The sequence below is a fragment of the Actinomadura sp. ATCC 39365 genome (assembly GCF_054392275.1).
Genome location: NZ_CP184335.1, coordinates 7,193,102 through 7,209,547 on the forward strand (window position 1 = coordinate 7,193,102; position 16,446 = coordinate 7,209,547).

At 70.1% G+C, this 16,446-nt stretch carries 18 protein-coding genes; 12 read left to right on the forward strand and 6 right to left on the reverse strand.

Annotated elements, in window-relative coordinates; genetic code table 11:
- The first annotated feature begins 145 nt into the window (after positions 1–145).
- Positions 146–805 (forward strand): copper resistance CopC family protein, encoded by a 660-nt coding sequence (locus ACNF49_RS35115; protein WP_357969472.1) that lies wholly within the window; start codon positions 146–148, stop codon positions 803–805.
- 16 nt (positions 806–821) lie between these two features.
- On the opposite strand, the gene ACNF49_RS35120 is transcribed toward ACNF49_RS35115, so the two are convergent.
- The 3 genes from ACNF49_RS35120 to ACNF49_RS35130 form a co-directional block, all read right to left on the reverse strand.
- Complete coding sequence (locus ACNF49_RS35120; RefSeq protein WP_482940247.1) at positions 822–2,069, reverse strand: MFS transporter; 1,248 nt, start codon at positions 2,067–2,069, stop codon at positions 822–824.
- Positions 2,066–3,157, reverse strand: a complete 1,092-nt coding sequence (locus tag ACNF49_RS35125) for a PLP-dependent cysteine synthase family protein (protein ID WP_498703277.1) — start codon at positions 3,155–3,157, stop codon at positions 2,066–2,068. Before ACNF49_RS35125 ends, ACNF49_RS35120 begins: the two co-directional genes overlap by 4 nt.
- A gap of 91 nt (positions 3,158–3,248) precedes the next feature.
- On the reverse strand, positions 3,249–3,707 hold the full coding sequence (locus ACNF49_RS35130; RefSeq protein ID WP_357969464.1) for a hypothetical protein: 459 nt from the start codon (positions 3,705–3,707) through the stop codon (positions 3,249–3,251).
- Positions 3,708–3,957: 250 nt separating this feature from the next.
- Here ACNF49_RS35130 and ACNF49_RS35135 point away from each other — a divergent pair, with 250 nt between their 5' ends.
- The 5 genes from ACNF49_RS35135 to atpE all read left to right on the forward strand — a co-directional run bounded on the left by ACNF49_RS35135 (position 3,958) and on the right by atpE (position 8,777).
- Complete coding sequence (locus ACNF49_RS35135) at positions 3,958–5,232, forward strand: aminotransferase class V-fold PLP-dependent enzyme (protein ID WP_482940248.1); 1,275 nt, start codon at positions 3,958–3,960, stop codon at positions 5,230–5,232.
- 44 nt (positions 5,233–5,276) lie between these two features.
- Positions 5,277–5,690 carry an ArsR/SmtB family transcription factor gene (locus ACNF49_RS35140; protein WP_357969460.1) on the forward strand — a complete coding sequence of 138 codons (414 nt, stop codon included), beginning with the start codon at positions 5,277–5,279 and terminating at the stop codon, positions 5,688–5,690.
- A complete protein-coding gene (locus tag ACNF49_RS35145; protein ID WP_482940250.1) occupies positions 5,690–6,607 on the forward strand; it encodes a cation diffusion facilitator family transporter in 918 nt (305 codons plus the stop codon). Before ACNF49_RS35140 ends, ACNF49_RS35145 begins: the two co-directional genes overlap by 1 nt.
- A 158-nt stretch (positions 6,608–6,765) precedes the next feature.
- Entirely contained in the window at positions 6,766–8,337 is a 1,572-nt protein-coding gene (locus ACNF49_RS35150) for a M28 family metallopeptidase (RefSeq protein WP_357969454.1), read from the forward strand.
- Between the two features lie 206 nt (positions 8,338–8,543).
- Positions 8,544–8,777 (forward strand): ATP synthase F0 subunit C, encoded by a 234-nt coding sequence (gene atpE / locus ACNF49_RS35155; RefSeq protein ID WP_352329951.1) that lies wholly within the window; start codon positions 8,544–8,546, stop codon positions 8,775–8,777.
- Positions 8,778–9,738: 961 nt separating this feature from the next.
- Here atpE and ACNF49_RS35160 read toward each other — a convergent pair.
- Positions 9,739–10,233 carry a hypothetical protein gene (locus ACNF49_RS35160; protein ID WP_482940251.1) on the reverse strand — a complete coding sequence of 165 codons (495 nt, stop codon included), beginning with the start codon at positions 10,231–10,233 and terminating at the stop codon, positions 9,739–9,741.
- Between the two features lie 94 nt (positions 10,234–10,327).
- Positions 10,328–10,654, reverse strand: a complete 327-nt coding sequence (locus ACNF49_RS35165; protein WP_482940252.1) for a hypothetical protein — start codon at positions 10,652–10,654, stop codon at positions 10,328–10,330.
- Positions 10,655–11,375: 721 nt separating this feature from the next.
- Here ACNF49_RS35165 and ACNF49_RS35170 point away from each other — a divergent pair.
- Both ACNF49_RS35170 and ACNF49_RS35175 read left to right on the forward strand, forming a co-directional pair.
- A complete protein-coding gene (locus ACNF49_RS35170; RefSeq protein ID WP_482940253.1) occupies positions 11,376–11,672 on the forward strand; it encodes a hypothetical protein in 297 nt (98 codons plus the stop codon).
- Positions 11,673–11,705: 33 nt separating this feature from the next.
- Positions 11,706–12,071 carry a hypothetical protein gene (locus ACNF49_RS35175; protein ID WP_482940254.1) on the forward strand — a complete coding sequence of 122 codons (366 nt, stop codon included), beginning with the start codon at positions 11,706–11,708 and terminating at the stop codon, positions 12,069–12,071.
- Here ACNF49_RS35175 and ACNF49_RS35180 read toward each other — a convergent pair.
- The gene (locus tag ACNF49_RS35180; RefSeq protein ID WP_482940255.1) at positions 12,065–12,595 is read right to left on the reverse strand and encodes a TFIIB-type zinc ribbon-containing protein; all 531 of its coding nucleotides are present in this window, start codon (positions 12,593–12,595) and stop codon (positions 12,065–12,067) included. The genes ACNF49_RS35175 and ACNF49_RS35180 overlap by 7 nt on opposite strands.
- A gap of 108 nt (positions 12,596–12,703) precedes the next feature.
- Between ACNF49_RS35180 and ACNF49_RS35185 the strand changes: the two genes are divergently transcribed.
- The 4 genes from ACNF49_RS35185 (at position 12,704) to ACNF49_RS35200 (ending at position 16,411) form a co-directional block, all read left to right on the forward strand.
- On the forward strand, positions 12,704–13,096 hold the full coding sequence (locus ACNF49_RS35185; RefSeq protein ID WP_482940256.1) for a hypothetical protein: 393 nt from the start codon (positions 12,704–12,706) through the stop codon (positions 13,094–13,096).
- 509 nt (positions 13,097–13,605) lie between these two features.
- Positions 13,606–14,196: a DinB family protein gene (locus ACNF49_RS35190; RefSeq protein WP_482940257.1), complete on the forward strand. Its 591-nt coding sequence runs from the start codon at positions 13,606–13,608 to the stop codon at positions 14,194–14,196.
- A gap of 290 nt (positions 14,197–14,486) precedes the next feature.
- On the forward strand, positions 14,487–14,825 hold the full coding sequence (locus ACNF49_RS35195; RefSeq protein ID WP_482940258.1) for a hypothetical protein: 339 nt from the start codon (positions 14,487–14,489) through the stop codon (positions 14,823–14,825).
- A 71-nt stretch (positions 14,826–14,896) separates the two neighbouring features.
- Positions 14,897–16,411: a hypothetical protein gene (locus ACNF49_RS35200; RefSeq protein ID WP_482940259.1), complete on the forward strand. Its 1,515-nt coding sequence runs from the start codon at positions 14,897–14,899 to the stop codon at positions 16,409–16,411.
- The last annotated feature ends 35 nt before the right edge of the window (positions 16,412–16,446 follow it).

The following is a 16,446-nucleotide window of genomic DNA, read 5'->3' on the forward strand; positions in this document are numbered from 1 at the left end:
CCCGTCATGCGGCGGGTCCGGCGTGCCTCCCGTCAGGCAGACGACCCAGCCGGCGCCGCCGCGGTACGCCCCTCGCGTCCCTCCGCGCGCCGGACCGCATGTCCATCCGGCGGTCGAGCCGGATCCAGGAACCTCGGAGTTCGCAGTGACCCATTCCCTTCGTTCCGCGCGCCGCCCGTTCCGGGCGGCCGTTCGGGCCGGTGTCGCCGTCGGCGGCGCCGTCCTGCTGCTGCTGGCCGCCGCGCCCGCCGCGCTGGCCCATGACCGGCTGAAGAGCAGCTCACCCGCCGACGGCGCCAAGCTCGCGCAGGTGGAGAGCATCGAGCTGGAGTTCACCTCCCGCATGACCATGCCGACCCTCGTGCTCGACGGCCCGGCGGGCGAGAACCTGCCGCTGGGCAAGCCGCGCGCCCAGGGCGTCACGGTGAAGGCCGAGCCGGCCGCGCCGCTGGAGCCCGGCCGGTACCGGCTGGCCTGGCGGGTGGTCTCCTCCGACGGCCACCCGATCGCCGGCGAGCTGCGCTTCACCGTCACCGCCCCGGCCACGCCGACCGCGAGCGAGTCCGAAGCCACCCCGGCCGAGACCCCCGCCGAGACCGCGTCCGCGTCCACGTCCTCGACCCCGGCCGGAGCCGCCCCGGCGGCCTCCTCGTCACCGGTCGCCCAGGCCGAGGCAGAAGCGGGCTCGGGCGGCGTGCCCGGCTGGTTGTGGGTGGCCGCGGCGGCGCTGGTGGCGGGCGGAGCCGCGACCGTCGTGGCCGGCCGCCGCAGGCGCGCCACCGGGGACGCCGGCCCCAGGCCCTGACCGGGTCGCCGGCGCTCTAGGTCGCCATGGCCGCGGGCAGGCGCGGCCGGAGGGCCCGGCGGTGCTCCAGGCGGGCCACCGCCAGGGCCGAGGCCAGCCCCGCCAAGGTCAGTGACAACCAGGGCAGGCCCGCCCAGCCCGCGTCGGCGGCGACGTCCAGCAGCGCGCCCGACAGCAGGTTCCCGGCGAGGATCCCCGCGCCGGAGGCCAGGTTGTACAGGCCGTAGTAGGTGCCGACCAGCTCCTCACCCGCCATGTCGGCGATGGTGGCCATCTCGAACGGGAAGGCCACCAGCGTCCCGGCGCCGAGCAGCAGCGCGCACACCAGCGCGGCCGTCAGCGTCGCCGCCCGCGGCAGGTGGAGCTGCGCGACAGCGACCATGGGCAGGAAGGCCGCCCCCATGAGGGTCAGCCCGCGGGTGATCGCCTGGCCGCGGCTCCACCGTTCGCCGCACCAGGCGGTCAGGCGTACCTGCCCGGCGATGCCGAGCAGCGCCGACACCGCGTACAGGGCGGTCACCGCCCACTGGCCGCCGCCGGCCCGCTGCACCTCCAGCGGCAGGGCGAGGTACATCTGGTACGACAGCGCGTACGAAGCGATCATCGACGTCGCGAACGAGACGAACGCCCGGTCGCCGAACGCCCGCCGCCACGCCCGCAGCACCGGCTGCCGCGCCCGCCCCGGCTCCCGGGGCCGCGAGGGCAGGTAGAACCCCTGCAGCACGGTCAGGACGGCGAAGATCCCCGCCGCCCCCAGGCACACCACGGTGAACCCGCCCGCCAGCAGCAGCACCCCGAGCAGCGGCCCGAGCAGGATGCCGCCCTGGTAGAACACGTTGAACACGGCGAAGGCGGCCACCTTGCGCGGCCCGGCCGCGGCGGCCAGGTACGCGCGGGCGGCCGGGTTGAACAGCGCCCCCGCCAGCCCCGTGATCACCGCGGCCGCCACCAGCAGCGGCAGCGACGTGGTGAGCCCGAACAGCGCGAACCCCACGGTACGCAGGGCGCACCCCGCCATGATCATCGGTTTGTGCCCGAACCGGTCGGCCAGCGTGCCACCGATCAGGAACATGCCCTGCTGGCTGGCGTTGCGCAGGCCGAGGATGAGCCCGATCGTCCAGGCCGCGAGCCCCGCGCCGGCCGACAGGTGCTGGGCGAGGTAGGGCATCAGCATGTAGAAGCCGATGTTGATGCCCGCCTGGTTGATCTGCAGCAGCCGGATCGGCCGGTCGAAGGAGCGGAACTGCGCCAGCGTGGCCTTCATCGCCTGCCCGCCAGCGGGTCGCGGACGGCGGCGCACCGGGTCCAGCGGCGTACCTCGCGCTCGGCGGGGTCGTGCAGCTCGTCGGGCTCGTCGGTCGGGGTGACGCCGAGCAGGCCGTGGGCGCGGCAGTAGCCGTCGTCGAAGACGGTGTTCCAGTAGCGCCAGGGCCCGTCGGGGAAGACGGCGACGACGCAGCCGCCCGGCCCGGCCCGCCCGGCCAGCCAGCGGGCCACCAGGCTGACGGCTCCGGTGCTCCAGCCGCCGGAGACGTAGTGCTGGGCCGCCAGGGTGCGGCAGGCCCACACCGCCTCGGCGGCGCTCACCCAGTGGACCTCGTCGAAGGCGTCGTAGGCGACGTTGGCGGGGTGGATGCTGGAGCCCAGGCCGCGCATCAGGCGGTGGCGGTCGGGCTGCCCGAAGATGGTCGAGCCGACGGTGTCGACGCCGACCAGCCGCAGCCGGGGCAGGTGGCGGCGCAGCTCGCCGGTGATGCCCGCGCTGTGCCCGCCGGTGCCGACCGAGCAGACCAGCGTGTCGATGTGCGGGAGCTGGGACAGCAGCTCGCGGGCCAGCCCGGCGTAGGCGGCCACGTTGTCGGGGTTGCCGTACTGGTCGGGGCAGTAGGAGCCGGGCACCTCGGCCAGCAGCTCCTCGACCCGGTCGCGGCGGGCCCGCTGCCAGCCGCCGGTGGGATGCGGCTCCGGCACGATCTCCAGCCGTACGCCGTAGGAGACCAGCAGCCGCTGCATGAGCGGTTCCATGCCGGGGTCGGCGACCAGGACGACCGGATGGCCGAAGGTGATCCCGGCCAGGGCCAGCCCGAGGCCGAGGGTGCCGCTGGTGGATTCGACGATCGTCGCGCCGGGGGCCAGCTCGCCCCGGGCGCGGGCCTGCCGGACCATGTGCAGGGCGGGCCGGTCCTTGATGCCGCCCGGGTTGAAGCCTTCCAGCTTGGCCCAGAATCCGCCGCCGTCCGCGACGAACGGCGCGGCGACGAACGCCAGCGGTGTGTTTCCGACGGTGACGCAAATACCCGAGTTTCCGATGGCGGGCAGAATGTCAGGGCGCGGCAAAGTATCGTATGACATTGGTGGTAATCCCCGAGATGAACGGCGCAAGCGCGGCACTGAAGACGCCGCGGGCGCGGTGGAAAAGGACGGCGACGAAAAGACGCGCGTCCTATATGCGCATCACGCGGGAATTTTCCTGACCTGACGCGGCCTGCCGCGAGGCGGCCCGCGGCGCCGGTCGTACGGGCCCGGCCACGACGGCCGCGGGCCCGGCGGCGAGCACGGGGACGGCGGTCACGGCCGGCGCGGAGGCGGCGGTGGCCGCGCACTCCTGCTCGGTGCCGTGCAGGTGGCCCGGCGGCAGCTCGCCGTGCAGGCACCCGGCGTCGCGCACCGGCATCCGCCCGGACAACCATCTGACGTGCCGGTGCACGTCGGGGTGGGCGCCCTGGACAGACGGGGCGGGGCCGCCCTGCGCCCGCTCGGACAGTTCGACGGCCGCGCACGCGCCGCCGTGCGCGAACACGACGCTGATCAGCAGGGCGAGGGCCAGCATCGCGTGCGGCCACCACCGGCCGGCCCCCGAGGCGGGCGGGCGGGATGCGCGGGCTGACCTGGTCGTGAGCATCACCGCAGATCATGCCCGCCACGCGGCGCGGCGCGCCGGGAAAAGGCCAAGGCCGAGGTAAAGAAATTCCCGGCGCACGGGAATCGCCGCCGCGAATCACTGCGAGCACCCTCGATTTCGTTCGTCGTCGATTTCCCGCCGGATGACGGGAACGACGGCGAGCCGTTCCCGTCGCGCGGCGGCATCTCCGCGACACTGGCATTCGCCGGCGCGGCCCCGATTCCGCGCCGCCCGACCTTGGGGGTGTCTCATGGCCCTGTCCAGACGTGCGGTCATCGCCGGGGTCGGCGCGCTGGCCGCACTCCCGCAAGGGCTCCCGCCGGCCGCCGCCGACGCCTCGGGCACGGCCCGGGACGAACGCTTCTGGGCGGGTGTGGCCGGGCAGTTCCGGGTCAGCGACGACTTCGTCAACCTGGAGAACGGCTACTACGGGATCATGCCCGAGCCGGTCCGGCGCGCCTACCACCGCAACGTCGACGTCCTCAACGCCCGCAACTCCCACCTGCTGCGCACGGCGTACAAGGCCAGGGCCGACGAGGTGCGCGACCGGATCGCCGCGCTGCTGGGCGTCAGCCGCGAGGAGATCGCGCTCACCCGGGGCGGCACCGAGGCGCTGCAGAACCTCATCTCCGGCTACCGGCGGCTGCGGCCCGGCGACGCCGTGCTCTACGCCGACCTGGACTACCCCTCCGCCCAGCACACCATGAACTGGCTGGCCGGGCGGCGCGAGGCCACGGTCGCCCGGTTCGTCCTGCCCGAGCCCGCCACCCGGCAGGCGTCGCTGGACGCCTACGAGCGCGCGCTGCGGACCACCCCCAGGGCCCGGCTGCTCCTGCTGTCGCACATGAACAACCGCACCGGCCTGGTGCTGCCGGTCCGGGAGATCGTCGCGATGGCCCGCGAGCGCGGCGTGGACGTCGTCGTGGACGCCGCCCACTCCTGGGGGCAGCTCGACTTCACCCTGCCCGCCCTCGGGGCCGACTTCGCCGCGTTCTCGCTGCACAAGTGGATCGGCGCGCCCCTTGGCACCGGGTTCCTCTACATCCGCCGGGACCGGCTGGCCGACATCGAGCCCGTCTTCGGCGACGAGAGCTTCCCGGCCGGCGACATCCGCTCGCGGGTCCACTCGGGCACCATGGACGTCGCGGCGCCCCTCACGGTCCCCGACGCGCTCGACTTCCACCTGCGGCTCGGCGCGGCCGTCAAGCAGGCCCGGCTGCGGCACCTGCGCGACCGCTGGGTGAGCCAGGTGCGCGACCTGCCGGGCCTGCAGATCCTCACCCCGGACGAGCCCGGCATGTACGGCGCGATCACCGCCTTCCGCATCGCCGGCCGCACCTCCACGGCCGACAACGAGGCCGTCGCCGCCACCCTGCTGAACACCTACGGCCTCTACACGGTCGCCCGCACGGGCATGGCCGGGGGCGACGCCGTCCGGGTCACCCCGGCGCTGTTCACCTCGGCGGCGCAGGTGGACCGGCTGGCAGCGGCGCTGCAGCGGCTGACCCCGCGGCTGCGGGCCTGAGGCGGGTTGACAGATCACCGACATGTCCCGCTAAGTTAGAACATGTGAACAGTTCTTCAGATGAGCACGTGTTGGCCGTGGACGGCTGCGCGGTCAAGGTGGTCGACGCCGACCGCGTCGCGGCCGTGCACGAGCGCATGCCCGCCGCCGAGGACCTGGCCGACACCGCCGACGTCTTCGGCCTGCTGTCCGACCCCAACCGGCTGAAGCTGCTGGTCGCCCTGCTGGACGGCGAGCTGTGCGTGTGCGACCTGGCCGCGGTGACCGGGCAGAGCGAGTCGGCGGTCTCCCACGCGCTGCGCCTGCTGCGCGCCCACCGCATCGTGGCCGCCCGCCGCTCGGGCCGGATGGCTTATTACCGGCTGGAGGATCCGCACGTCCGGATGCTGCTGGACCTGGCGCTGGCCCACACCGAGCACACCGAGGCCATCCACCCCGAACGCGAAGGGACGTCGTGATGGGCGCCGGACACGGACACGGGCACGGGCAGGCCCAGGGGCACGCCGGGGCCCGCCATCGCTGGCGGCTGGCGGTCTCCTTCGCCCTGATCGGCGCGTTCTTCCTGGTCGAGCTGGGCTACGGCCTCTTCTCCGGGTCGCTGGCGCTGCTGTCGGACGCCGGTCACATGGCCGCCGACGTCGTCACCCTCGGCGCGGCGCTGGTCGCCACCAGGATCGCCGGCCGTCCCGACACCACCGGCCGGCGCAGTTACGGCTCCTACCGGGCCGAGGTGTTCGCCTCCCTGCTGGCCGTCGTGCTGATGCTCGGCGTGGCCCTGTACGTCGTGATCGAGGCCGTCGGCCGCATCGGCGGGAGCGCCGAGGTCTCCTCCGGTCCGATGCTCGTCGTCGGCGCCATCGGCCTCGTGGTGAATCTCGTGGCCCTGCTCCTGCTGCGCTCGGGCGCGAGCGAGAGCCTCAACGTCAAGGGCGCCTATCTGGAGGTGGTGGCCGACACCGCCGGCTCGGTCGGCGTCATCGTGGCCGGCTGGCTGGTGGCCACCACCGGGCAGGCGTTCTGGGACACCGTCGTCGCGCTGGCCATCGGCGTGTTCGTGGCCGTCCGCGCCGTGTCGCTGGGGCGGCAGGTCTTCGCCGTCCTGGGGCAGCACGTGCCCGAGGGCATCGACGCCGCCGCCGTGGCGGCCGACCTGGCGGCCATCGACGGCGTGCACAACGTGCACGACCTGCACCTGTGGACGCTCACCTCCGGCATGAACGTGGCCACCGCGCACCTGGTCACCGTCGAGCCGGGCGACAACCACGCCGTCCTGGACCGGGCCCGCGACGTGCTGCGGCAGCGCCACCACATCGCGCACGCCACGTTGCAGGTGGAGCCGGTCGACCACCAGGGCTGCGACGAACTGGGCTGGTAGCGGGCGGCGCGCCGAGCCGCCCGCGTGGTCCCCCCAATGCACTTGTCCAACATTGGACGACTCAAATTCTTCCCACGGGTGGATTTGTCGGCTTATGTATTCTCCTGGGCCGCTGAATCGGGAAAGACACCTGTTTCATCTCAGTTCGAGGAGCTCGTATGCGCATCACCCTGCGCAGAGGCACCTTCCGCGTCCTTGCGACGGCCGCGGCACTGTCCCTGCCTCTGGCTCTCCTTCCGACCGCGGCGCAGGCGGACCCCGCGCCTGCCCCGGCCGAGAAGAAACTGATCGACTCGGTCACCGCCCCCGCGGTGAAGAAGCACCTGCAGGCACTGCAGAACATCGCCGACGCCAACAACGGCAACCGCGCCGCCGGCACCAGCGGCCACCTGGCCTCGCGTGACTACGTCGCCGCCAAGCTCAAGAAGGCCGGCTACAACGTCACCCTCCAGCCGTTCGACATCGCCTACTTCGAGGAGAAGTCCACGGCGCTGATGGAGCGCGTCTCCCCCAGCCCGCGCGTCTTCACCCCGACCCCGCCGGACGGCTCCTCCGTCGGCGAGTTCGCCACCATGACCTACTCCGGGTCCGGCGAGGTCACCGCGTCGCTGCAGAACGTCGATCTCGTCCTGCCGCCCGGCCCGACGCCGAGCACGTCCAACTCCGGGTGCGAGGCCGCCGACTTCGCCGGGTTCACGCCGGGCAACATCGCGCTGCTGCAGCGCGGCACCTGCGACTTCGTGGTCAAGGCGAACAACGCCAAGGCCGCCGGGGCCGTGGCGGTGATCGTCTTCAACGAGGGCCAGCCGGGCCGTACCGCGACCCTGCGCGGGAACCTCGGCACGCCCGTCACCATCCCCGTGCTGGGCACCAGCTTCGACGTCGGCCAGGAACTGGCCACGACCGGCGGCGTGATCCACATCAAGACCGACACCGTCAGCGAGATGCGCACCACCTACAACGTCATCGCCGACTCCAAGTGGGGCGACCCGAACAAGGTGGTCATGTCCGGCGCCCACCTCGACTCCGTCCCGGCCGGGCCCGGCATCAACGACGACGGCTCCGGCACCGCCGCCACGCTCGCCGTCGCCGAGGCCCTGGGCAAGATCCCGACCCGCAACCGGCTGCGCTTCGCCTGGTGGAGCGCCGAGGAGCTGGGCCTGCTCGGCTCGATCCACTACGTGGAGACGCTGCCCGCGGCCGAGCTGTCCAAGGTCAAGCTCTTCCTCGACTACGACATGCTCGGGTCCACCAACTACGCCTTCAAGATCTACGACGGCGACGACTCCGACGGCGTCGGCGCCCCCGCGGGCCCGCCCGGTTCCGACGAGATCGAGAAGCTCTACGAGAAGTACTTCGACCTGCTGCACCAGGGACACAACGGCACCGACTTCGACGGCCGCTCCGACTACGGCCCGTTCATCGAGGCCGGCATCCCCTCCGGCGGCGTGTTCACCGGCGCCGAGGGCATCAAGACGCCCGAGGAGGCCGCGATCTTCGGCGGCACCGCCGGACAGCCCTACGACCCCTGCTACCACCAGGCCTGCGACACCATCGCCAACATCAACGACAAGGCACTCGCGCTGAACACCGGCGCGGTCGCCACGGCGGCCGTCGTCTACGCCTACAGCCGCGACCTGCCCGGCCCCGACGCCGCCCGGCCGGCCGCCAAGGCCAGGACCGCCACGAGCACCCTCAAGGCGACCGTCGAAGGCAGGGAGACCCGCTGACCCCGGCCCTTCCGTGCGCCCGCGACGGGCGCACGGAAGGAACCGCTCACGCGTTCTACATGTAGATCGATTTGTCCAGTACGTCGATCAACGAGCATTTTGCGGATTAATTGGAGAAACGCCATATTTTCTTTCTCGCGTCCACGGGTTGAAATGCAAGCAGACCAGCGAATCACTGCTTCACCGGACGCCAGAAAGGCGGCGCAATGCACGTACTCGCTCAAGTCTCCGGCAACATCACCGCCATCGGTTACGGCCTGGCCGCGATCGGCCCCGGCGTGGGCGTCGGCATCATCTTCGGCCAGGGCGTGCAGGCCATCGCCCGCCAGCCCGAGGCGTATCCGCTGATCCGCCAGAACATCCTGCTCGGTTTCGTCCTCACCGAGGCCCTGGCCCTGATCGGGCTGGTCGCGCCGTTCATCTTCCAGTTCCTGAAGTAATCGCCGCGTTCGCGAAGCGAATGGCGAATCCGAGCTGAAGATGGGTGGCGATGACCGTCCCGGAGTCACGCCACCCCCACGACATTCCCCAGCGGCCGTCCCTCAGCGGCCGTTCCTCAGCGAACGGGCAGGCCGGTTACCGCCCGGCGTGCTCGCGCCTATGTGGAGACCTCACCGGCGCGAAATGTTCCTTGCTCAAGACTCACTTACCGCTGGGTGAGCGGGACCCGATCCCGAAGCCGCGGCAGCTGTTCAAAGCGGCAGTTTCGTACTGGCAACCCGTGGCGTCACCTTGCCGGAGTCTTTGTCAATTCCCGTGGATCGTAGTGAGCCTTCTTATGCCTCGCACTCTTGGCCGCCCTCTTCGGCCGACAGCTGACGGAGTCGTTTGATCTCGGAGATCAGGTGAGGAATGTCGCGGCGGGAGACAGGAGCGCGGAATTTGGCGCGCGCACGGGGCCGTCCAACCGGCGCGCCCTTGATTCCCGAGGACACCGGCCGCGGCCGGGCGACGGCGGCACAAGGACCCCTTATGGTCAGGCTGCCGTCCGGCCTGATCCAGCACGCGCCAGGATGAACATACGTAGGTCGCCACGGCCGGCCCGGAATGCTGACGGTGGACACTCACGGGCATGGCGTGAGTGTGCACCCCCGGCGGGCTGAGTACTGGCATCTGGCCGTCCAGAGAGCCGACCCGAGCGGCCTTGGCGGGGTTCGGCCTGCTGATTCACCGAGCGGCGCCGTCCCGCTGGACAATACAGACGACAGGTCTGACCAGCCGCGCCATCGTGATCGGTCACGTTCGACGGGCGCGACGGCGGCCACCCGTAGCACGAGGACCGGCTCCGCGAGCTGTTCCGGGATCCCGGTTCGTCCTGCCGTGCCAGAAACACTGGCGGGAGCGCGCACGCGCCGCGCACCCGGACGCCGGCGCCGGACGCGGGGCGGATCAGTGGCCACCTCAGCCGTAGGATTGCGCCCAGTACTCGACGGTCTGCCGACCCGAGACGGTGAAGGACGCGCCGTACTTCTTGTGCCCGGCGTTGGTGACGCGCAGGTAGCGGGGAGTGCCGTCGCAGGGCCACTTGGCGCTCTTCATGATCCTCCAGGCTCCCCAGCGGTTCCGGTACTCGAATGCGGTGTTCATGGTCCGGCCCTTGCCCCAGCAGCGCGCCTTGACCTGCATCACCCGGTGTCCGTACTTGCGATCCCAGGTCACGCTCCAGTTGCTGACCCGCTTCGCCTGGTGCTTGAGGGTGACCCACTTGGCGCGTGCGGCGGTCGTCTGACCGAAGACCGCCTCGGCCGCCGTGGCCCTCTGGACCGCGCTCGGCGCGGCGGCGGCCGGAGCCTGCTGCGTGATGGCGACCGCTCGGACGGGGGCCGAGGCCAAGGACAGGGCCGCCGCCGAGGCGACGCCCAGCAGCACGGCCCGGGTCGCGATGTTGATACGCATTGAGATGTTCTCCCTTGCTGATCGGATCGGCGACGGCCCGTAGTGACCGTCGCAGGTGGGGATCATGACCCCACGGGAACGGCGGTGCTGACGGTCAGCCGTAGGACTGCGCCCAGTACTCGATGGTCTGCGTGTACGAGGGGATGAAGATCGCGCCGTACTTCTTGTGCCCCGCATTGGAGACGCGCAGGTAACGGGGAGTTCCGTCGCAGGGCCACTTGGCCCTCTTCATGACCTTCCAGTCCAGGTACTGGTTCCGGTACATGAACTTGACGATCATGGTCTGGCCCTTGCCCCAGCAGCGGGCCTTGACCTGCATCACCCGGTGCCCGTACTTGCGGTTCCACGAGGGGCCCCAGTAGCCGTGCCGGCCCGACTCGTGCTTGAGCGTGACCCACCTGGCGCGCTTGTCGGCCGCCACCTGGCGCGCTTGTCGGCCGCCTGGCCGAAGACCGCCTCGGCCGCGGCGCCCCCTTGGGGGTGGCAGGCGCGGTGGCGGTCCGAACCGCGGTCTGCGGCGCGGTGGCGGGGGCCGCCTGGGCAGGGGCCGAGGCCAAAGACAGCGCCGCCGCCGAGGCGACGCTCAGCAGCCCTGCCCGGATCGCGAGGTTGATGCGCATTGAGATGTCCTCCCTTGCTGATCGGATCGGCGACGGCCCGTAGTGACGTCGCCTGGATCATGCGGCGGAGCCGGGTGTTCTCCAGCAGTCGCGCGGGTTGAACGGGCTCGACTCGCCGGCGCGGAGCGCCACCAGGGCGTGATCGAGGTTTCCCGCTGACTCTCGCGTGATCTTGCGGCTGAATTGCCACTTCTGCCACTCGCGGGTCTCTGGCCTTCATGCCGTCTCCTCCGCTCGTGAATCCGCTCGTGTCGAGCGGGTTACAGGAGTGAAGCTAGGCCGAGCCTTGTTGAGGATTTGTTCAGGCTCTGTGAAGTGGTCAGTGCTCTACGGCATGCGCTGTCAGTGACGGCGGAGGCTCACCGGTGTCGAGCTCGACGCCGGTGGCCCAGGTTGATCCAGCGTCCCTGGGCCCGGACCGAGGCCGGACAGACCGGCGCGGCGTGAGCGGGCATGACCAGCGACCCCAGAGGGAAGAATGTCGTGACGGCGAGTGCCGCACCGATCTTATGAATACCCTTCATGCCGAGGCCCCGTGCTGTCTTCACGTTCCGTGACACGCCCCGGCTGTTTCCCGGAGGACAGCCCGGCCGCCCGATCAGCGCCACCCACCTCGGGAAACGTCTCAAAGGCCTCGGCATCCAGCCTGGCCAAGCCCGCTCCACCGCCCTGTTCCAACTCGCCACCGAACTGCCCGCTGCCCTGCTCGCCCGCATGCTCGGCATCCACATCGACGTCGCCGTCGCCTGGCGACGAGCCTCCTCCGGCGACTGGATGACCTACGCCGCCGACGTCAGCCGCCGCACGACCCCTTCATGACCGCGTCACACCATCCCTGCGAAGGAAGTGCTTATGATCGAAATCGACGGGCCGCTCTACCAAGTCAGAGCCGACGGGTTCACTTTGACCATTCCCCGCTGGGAAGGACACGCTCCGGAAGACACCCCCGAGGCCGACGCCACGATCACTCTTTCAAACGGCTCGCGGCACTACGCGACCTTCATGACCCTCGATGCGATCCAGCAGGTCATGGACCGCTACCGCGACACCGGTGAATGCAGCAGCGGCGCCTACTTTTGGACCACAGACCTGATCATCATGCGTCGGCCGGGGATCCCGGCGATGGTCGATGCCGTTGCCGATCTGATCGCCACGGGAGAACTCACCGCCGCCTGCGGGGCTCTTGATGCCGAACACGACCTGGATGGCGATCAGTAACCCTCTGCCGGCACATCGAAGTTCCAGGTGGCCGGGAGGTCCCCATCGCAGACGGCGCACACGAAGGAGCCATCCTTGACCACGTTGCGCTCTCCGCACTCAGGGCAGCGGCGGAAGACGAACTCGTCGGTGAACCGGCCAGGATGAGCCACCCCAAGCCGATCAAGCACCTCCTCGACCGCAGTCCAGGAACCTGCCTCCGGACAGTAACCCGTCGATTGGTTGCTGACCTCAGCAACCTCCCAACCATCAGACCCTTGCGCGAAGGCGATCTCACCCGCGCTCAGCACCACCCCGCCGCCTGCGCACGCCACATGTTCGCTACGCCGCGGCGCCAGCCGAAGGTTCCCCTGCACACCAACGACGAACGTGAACGGGGTCGCCAATTCATCCTGGCCGACGACCCCCAACCAGGCAATGAGGTCCTCCATCGTCCTGATCACTTGGCCGGCAGGGGCGTGCCGCATCGCCGCCCGCACCTCGGCTGGACCGACATAGCGATAAGCCCGCGCCTCGTCTGCCACCACGCGAAGGTAACCCACCCAGCAGCAGCACCGCACCAGGACTGATCACAGTCCATACAGCGCTCTGGCGACCCACTCGGACAGCCCTGATATCCGACGGTGCCGTGAGTGTCATTGAAGCGCAAGCGCGAGGCCGTCCGAACCATGGCCACGCACGCGGTCGACCGGTCAGGAAGATCGGCGCCCTTCGGCTCGGACCTGGCCTACGAGCGCGGCTCCGTCGCGGTCCCCTACGACAACTGCGTGGAGCCGAGCAACGTCAAGGCCGGCGGGAAGTCCTGCCCGATCCGCTTTCAGTGCGCCGGCTGCGGCTTCTATCGCCCCGCCCCTTCCTTCCTGCCCGCCATCGAGCAGCACATCAACGAGCTGCGGGCCGACCGGGAGATCGCTGAAGCTATGGATACCGCCGAGTACGTGATCAGCAATCTGACCGAGCAGATCGGCGCCTGTCGGGAGGTGACGGCAACAATGCGGGACCGGCTCGCGCAGTTTGCCTTCTGATCGTCGGGCCGAAGTGGACGAGGCCTGCGCGGTCCTACGCAAAGTCCGGGCGGGGTCTCGCCCGCTGCTGCCCCTGACTGTCCTCACCCCTACCACTCAGACCGGGCAGGAGAACCCTACGTGACCACCCGCAGCCCGGGCGACGTGCTTCGTGAGGCGCGTCGTCGTGACAGCCTGGACAAACGCCAGCGTCGTCGATGTCTGGAAGCCGGCCCGGCGAGTCGGCGGCAGGCTGACCAGAACCGCCGTCGCGCCCTGTCAGCCGCCCCAGAGCACCACAACCCAACACCCGGTTAGAAGCCCCATCATGACCACGCTCGAACGCCCCTTGCCAGAGCCCTCGCAGAGATCGTCATCAGGCCGGACCTCAGCGACGATGACGCCATCACACCCGAGGCCGCCATGGAGGTGCTCCAGCCGGTGATCCCCCTCCTGCAGCACCTCTCCGCGCAGGACCGGCAAGCCCTCGCCTACCTGATCGTCGGTGCAGCCTGACAGAATCGCGACCCATGATCGACGATTTCGCGAAAGACAACCTGCACCACAGACTGTGGCGGGACCGCAAGGCGCTGCTCTGGAAACTCGACGGCTTGTCCGAATACGACGTCCGCCGACCTTTGACAGCGACCGGGACCAACCTCCTCGGCCTGGTCAAACACATGGCCACCGTCGAGGCCAGATACTTCGGCGAGGTCTTCGACCGCCCTTCCCCGGAACCGCTGCCCCGGTGGCAGGACTCCAACGGCAGCGATCTGTGGGCGACCAAAGACGAGACCCGCGATCAGATCATCGGGTTCTACCGGCGCACGTGGGAACACTCGGACGCGACGATCAACGAGCTTCCCCTCGACGCCCCCGGCCACGTGCCGTGGTGGCCGGAGTCAACGCCGGCCTTGCACATGAACCTGTTCGCCATCATGGTCCATGTCCTCGGCGAGTCCACCCGGCATGCCGGGCACGCCGACATCCTGCGCGAGGGCCTCGACGGCCAGACCGGGATGCGCCCCGAACACGAGCAGCAGATCGACGAGGAAGCCCGTGCAGCCTACTGCGCGAAGATCGAGCAAGCCGCCAGGGCGGCCGCACCAATCGAGGCTTGACCACAATCGCGCCACCGTGACCGGGCCCCTTGGGACCACGGTTCACCCCCTCCCCCACCAGCAAGATCACTTGAACGCCCACGTGTCGGAGTACTGCGACGAACCGCCGAGCTAACTCCTCGAGGCGCACTCCGCACGCTCGGTTCTTCTTGGGTCCGGGCTGCGTTCGGTCAACTCGGACCTCGGTGCGGCAGTGCGGTCAACCACGTGCCTGACACGCCTTGCAAGCCTTCATGCGGCTGACCAGCTACTTCACTCAAGAACCCCGGATAAGGGCTGAGGCGCGGATCTTGTACGAGACGTTGCACGTGGTCGGGGTCGAGGGGCTGGTCCGCAAGCTCACCTGCTCCACCTACGACTGCGGCGTCCGAGGCTGGATCAAGGTCAAACGCAGGACCAGCTCAGATGCCGTCGTCGGCGGCTACGTCGGCTCGCCGCAGCGGCTGAGCTGGCTGCTTCTCGGCCGCTACGCCGCCAGCGGACGGCTCCGCGTCGTCGGCCGCACAACCCAGCCGGCCAAGCAGGGCCGCAGCCGAGCTCGCGCCGGTGCTCACGCCGGCCGGCGCCGGGCCCCCTTGGCCGCAGACACTGCCGCCCGGCTGGGCGTCCAGCCCGTACGGCCAGCGTGACCCCATCGCCTACACCCAGGTCCAGGCGGACACGCGTATACGGCGCCGTGACGGCTCACTACTATTCCGGCATGCTTTCCGATCTTGAGTTCTACGTCTTCGAGGCCCTGATCGTCGTCACCCTCGTGGGCCTTCCTCTGATGACCACGGCAGCGGCCATTCCTACCGCGTTGCTTTCCGCCCCGCCCAACCGTCACGAGTTGATGAGTCGAAGAGCCGTCGTCCTGGGATTGCTGGCGTCGTTCGTGGGCGTCTGCTTGATGGGGCTCGGCGCGTGGCTGGCGGGTGAGGATTCACGCTACGGCGCCATCGAATTCTTCGAGTTCCTGCTGATCACGCTCATCGGCGCGGGTCTGCTCGCCGCCGGTCTCGGCCCGCTGCCTTCGCGGCTGCTGGAGATCCTCGGTCCGTTCGCGGAACGCCTGCCGACGCCCCTTCGCCTGGCGGCCCGCGATCTGGCCCACCGTCGAGCCCGCGCGGTGCTCGCGATCACGCTGGCGATGACGGTGACGGCCTTCGGCCTCGCACTGACGGTCGTCGCGGTCGGCCGAACGGCGCAGAGCAGGGCCGAATACCTTCCCTCAGGCAGGCCCGGCAGCTTATTGGTCCAGTCAAGCCCTGCATACCTAGGGCGTTTCTCGGCCGCGGACGCGGCCACCGCACGAGCGGCGATGGAGCGGGAACTGCCCGGCGTGCCGATCGTCCAGCGCGAGGCCGTTCCAGACCCGTCCTGGTTCCTCCGCGCCACGGCGGAGGACGTCGAGACGCCAGAGGAGGCCGTCTACTGGGATCAGACCATCGGTGACGAGAAGCTGCTGCGGTACCTCACGGGCGATCAGTCGACACCTTACGACGAGGGCACAGCTGTGGTGATCACGTCGGCCGACGTGAAGGTCGACTCCGTGGTCCTCGCCTACGAGATCGACAAGAACGACGAGACCACGGTGAGCAAGACCGTCCGAGCGATCGTCGCAAGGACCTCCGACCCCCACATGGAGACGATCTTCGTCCCCTCGGGAATCGTCCGGGATCTCGGCTATCAGCTCCAGCCGGACGAGCTGATCATCGACCCCACCCTCCATCGAGTCACTGCCCAGGAGGAGCAGCGCCTCGACGATCGGCTGGACGACGCGGTCGCTCGGATCTACGTCGAACGGGGCTTCGAGGCTTCGATCGGGTGGCTGCCCGTCGCTGCGGCGGCGCTCCTCGCCGCCCTCGTGTGTGCGCTGACGTCCGGCTTCGGCAAGGCCGCGAACTCGCGCCAGGCCCGGGTCATGAGACGGGCCGGCAGGGGATCGGCCGCGGCCTTTCGGTGGTTCTGCGCCTCCCGCGCCGGTATGAGCGCCCTGTGCGGAACAGTCCTCGGCGCCATCGTCGGGTGTCCCGCCGGGATGTTGCTGCTGTGGCCTCTGACAATGCGGACCACGTGGGAGGAGCCACTACGGGTGCCGTTCGAGACCCCGTGGCCGGCCATCATGGCCATCGTGGGCGGCCTCCCCCTTCTCGCCGCAGCTCTCGGCGCGCTCTTCGCTCGCGAGCGGCCGCATGTCTCCGCACCCCAGGGGCTGACCGCGGTAGAGCGCTGAGCCGGCCTCTCGCCTGACGTCAGAAGTACGAGTTT

Coding starts and splice junctions, on each gene's coding strand:
- ACNF49_RS35160 (WP_482940251.1), bottom strand. CDS start 10,233: ATGCGTATCAACATCGCGACCCGGGCCGTGCTGCTGGGCGTCGCCTCG.
- ACNF49_RS35125 (WP_498703277.1), bottom strand. CDS start 3,157: ATGTCATACGATACTTTGCCGCGCCCTGACATTCTGCCCGCCATCGGA.
- ACNF49_RS35190 (WP_482940257.1), top strand. CDS start 13,606: ATGATCGACGATTTCGCGAAAGACAACCTGCACCACAGACTGTGGCGG.
- atpE (WP_352329951.1), top strand. CDS start 8,544: ATGCACGTACTCGCTCAAGTCTCCGGCAACATCACCGCCATCGGTTAC.
- ACNF49_RS35200 (WP_482940259.1), top strand. CDS start 14,897: ATGCTTTCCGATCTTGAGTTCTACGTCTTCGAGGCCCTGATCGTCGTC.
- ACNF49_RS35135 (WP_482940248.1), top strand. CDS start 3,958: ATGGCCCTGTCCAGACGTGCGGTCATCGCCGGGGTCGGCGCGCTGGCC.
- ACNF49_RS35170 (WP_482940253.1), top strand. CDS start 11,376: ATGCCGAGGCCCCGTGCTGTCTTCACGTTCCGTGACACGCCCCGGCTG.
- ACNF49_RS35145 (WP_482940250.1), top strand. CDS start 5,690: ATGGGCGCCGGACACGGACACGGGCACGGGCAGGCCCAGGGGCACGCC.
- ACNF49_RS35175 (WP_482940254.1), top strand. CDS start 11,706: ATGATCGAAATCGACGGGCCGCTCTACCAAGTCAGAGCCGACGGGTTC.
- ACNF49_RS35130 (WP_357969464.1), bottom strand. CDS start 3,707: ATGCTCACGACCAGGTCAGCCCGCGCATCCCGCCCGCCCGCCTCGGGG.
- ACNF49_RS35120 (WP_482940247.1), bottom strand. CDS start 2,069: ATGAAGGCCACGCTGGCGCAGTTCCGCTCCTTCGACCGGCCGATCCGG.
- ACNF49_RS35150 (WP_357969454.1), top strand. CDS start 6,766: ATGCGCATCACCCTGCGCAGAGGCACCTTCCGCGTCCTTGCGACGGCC.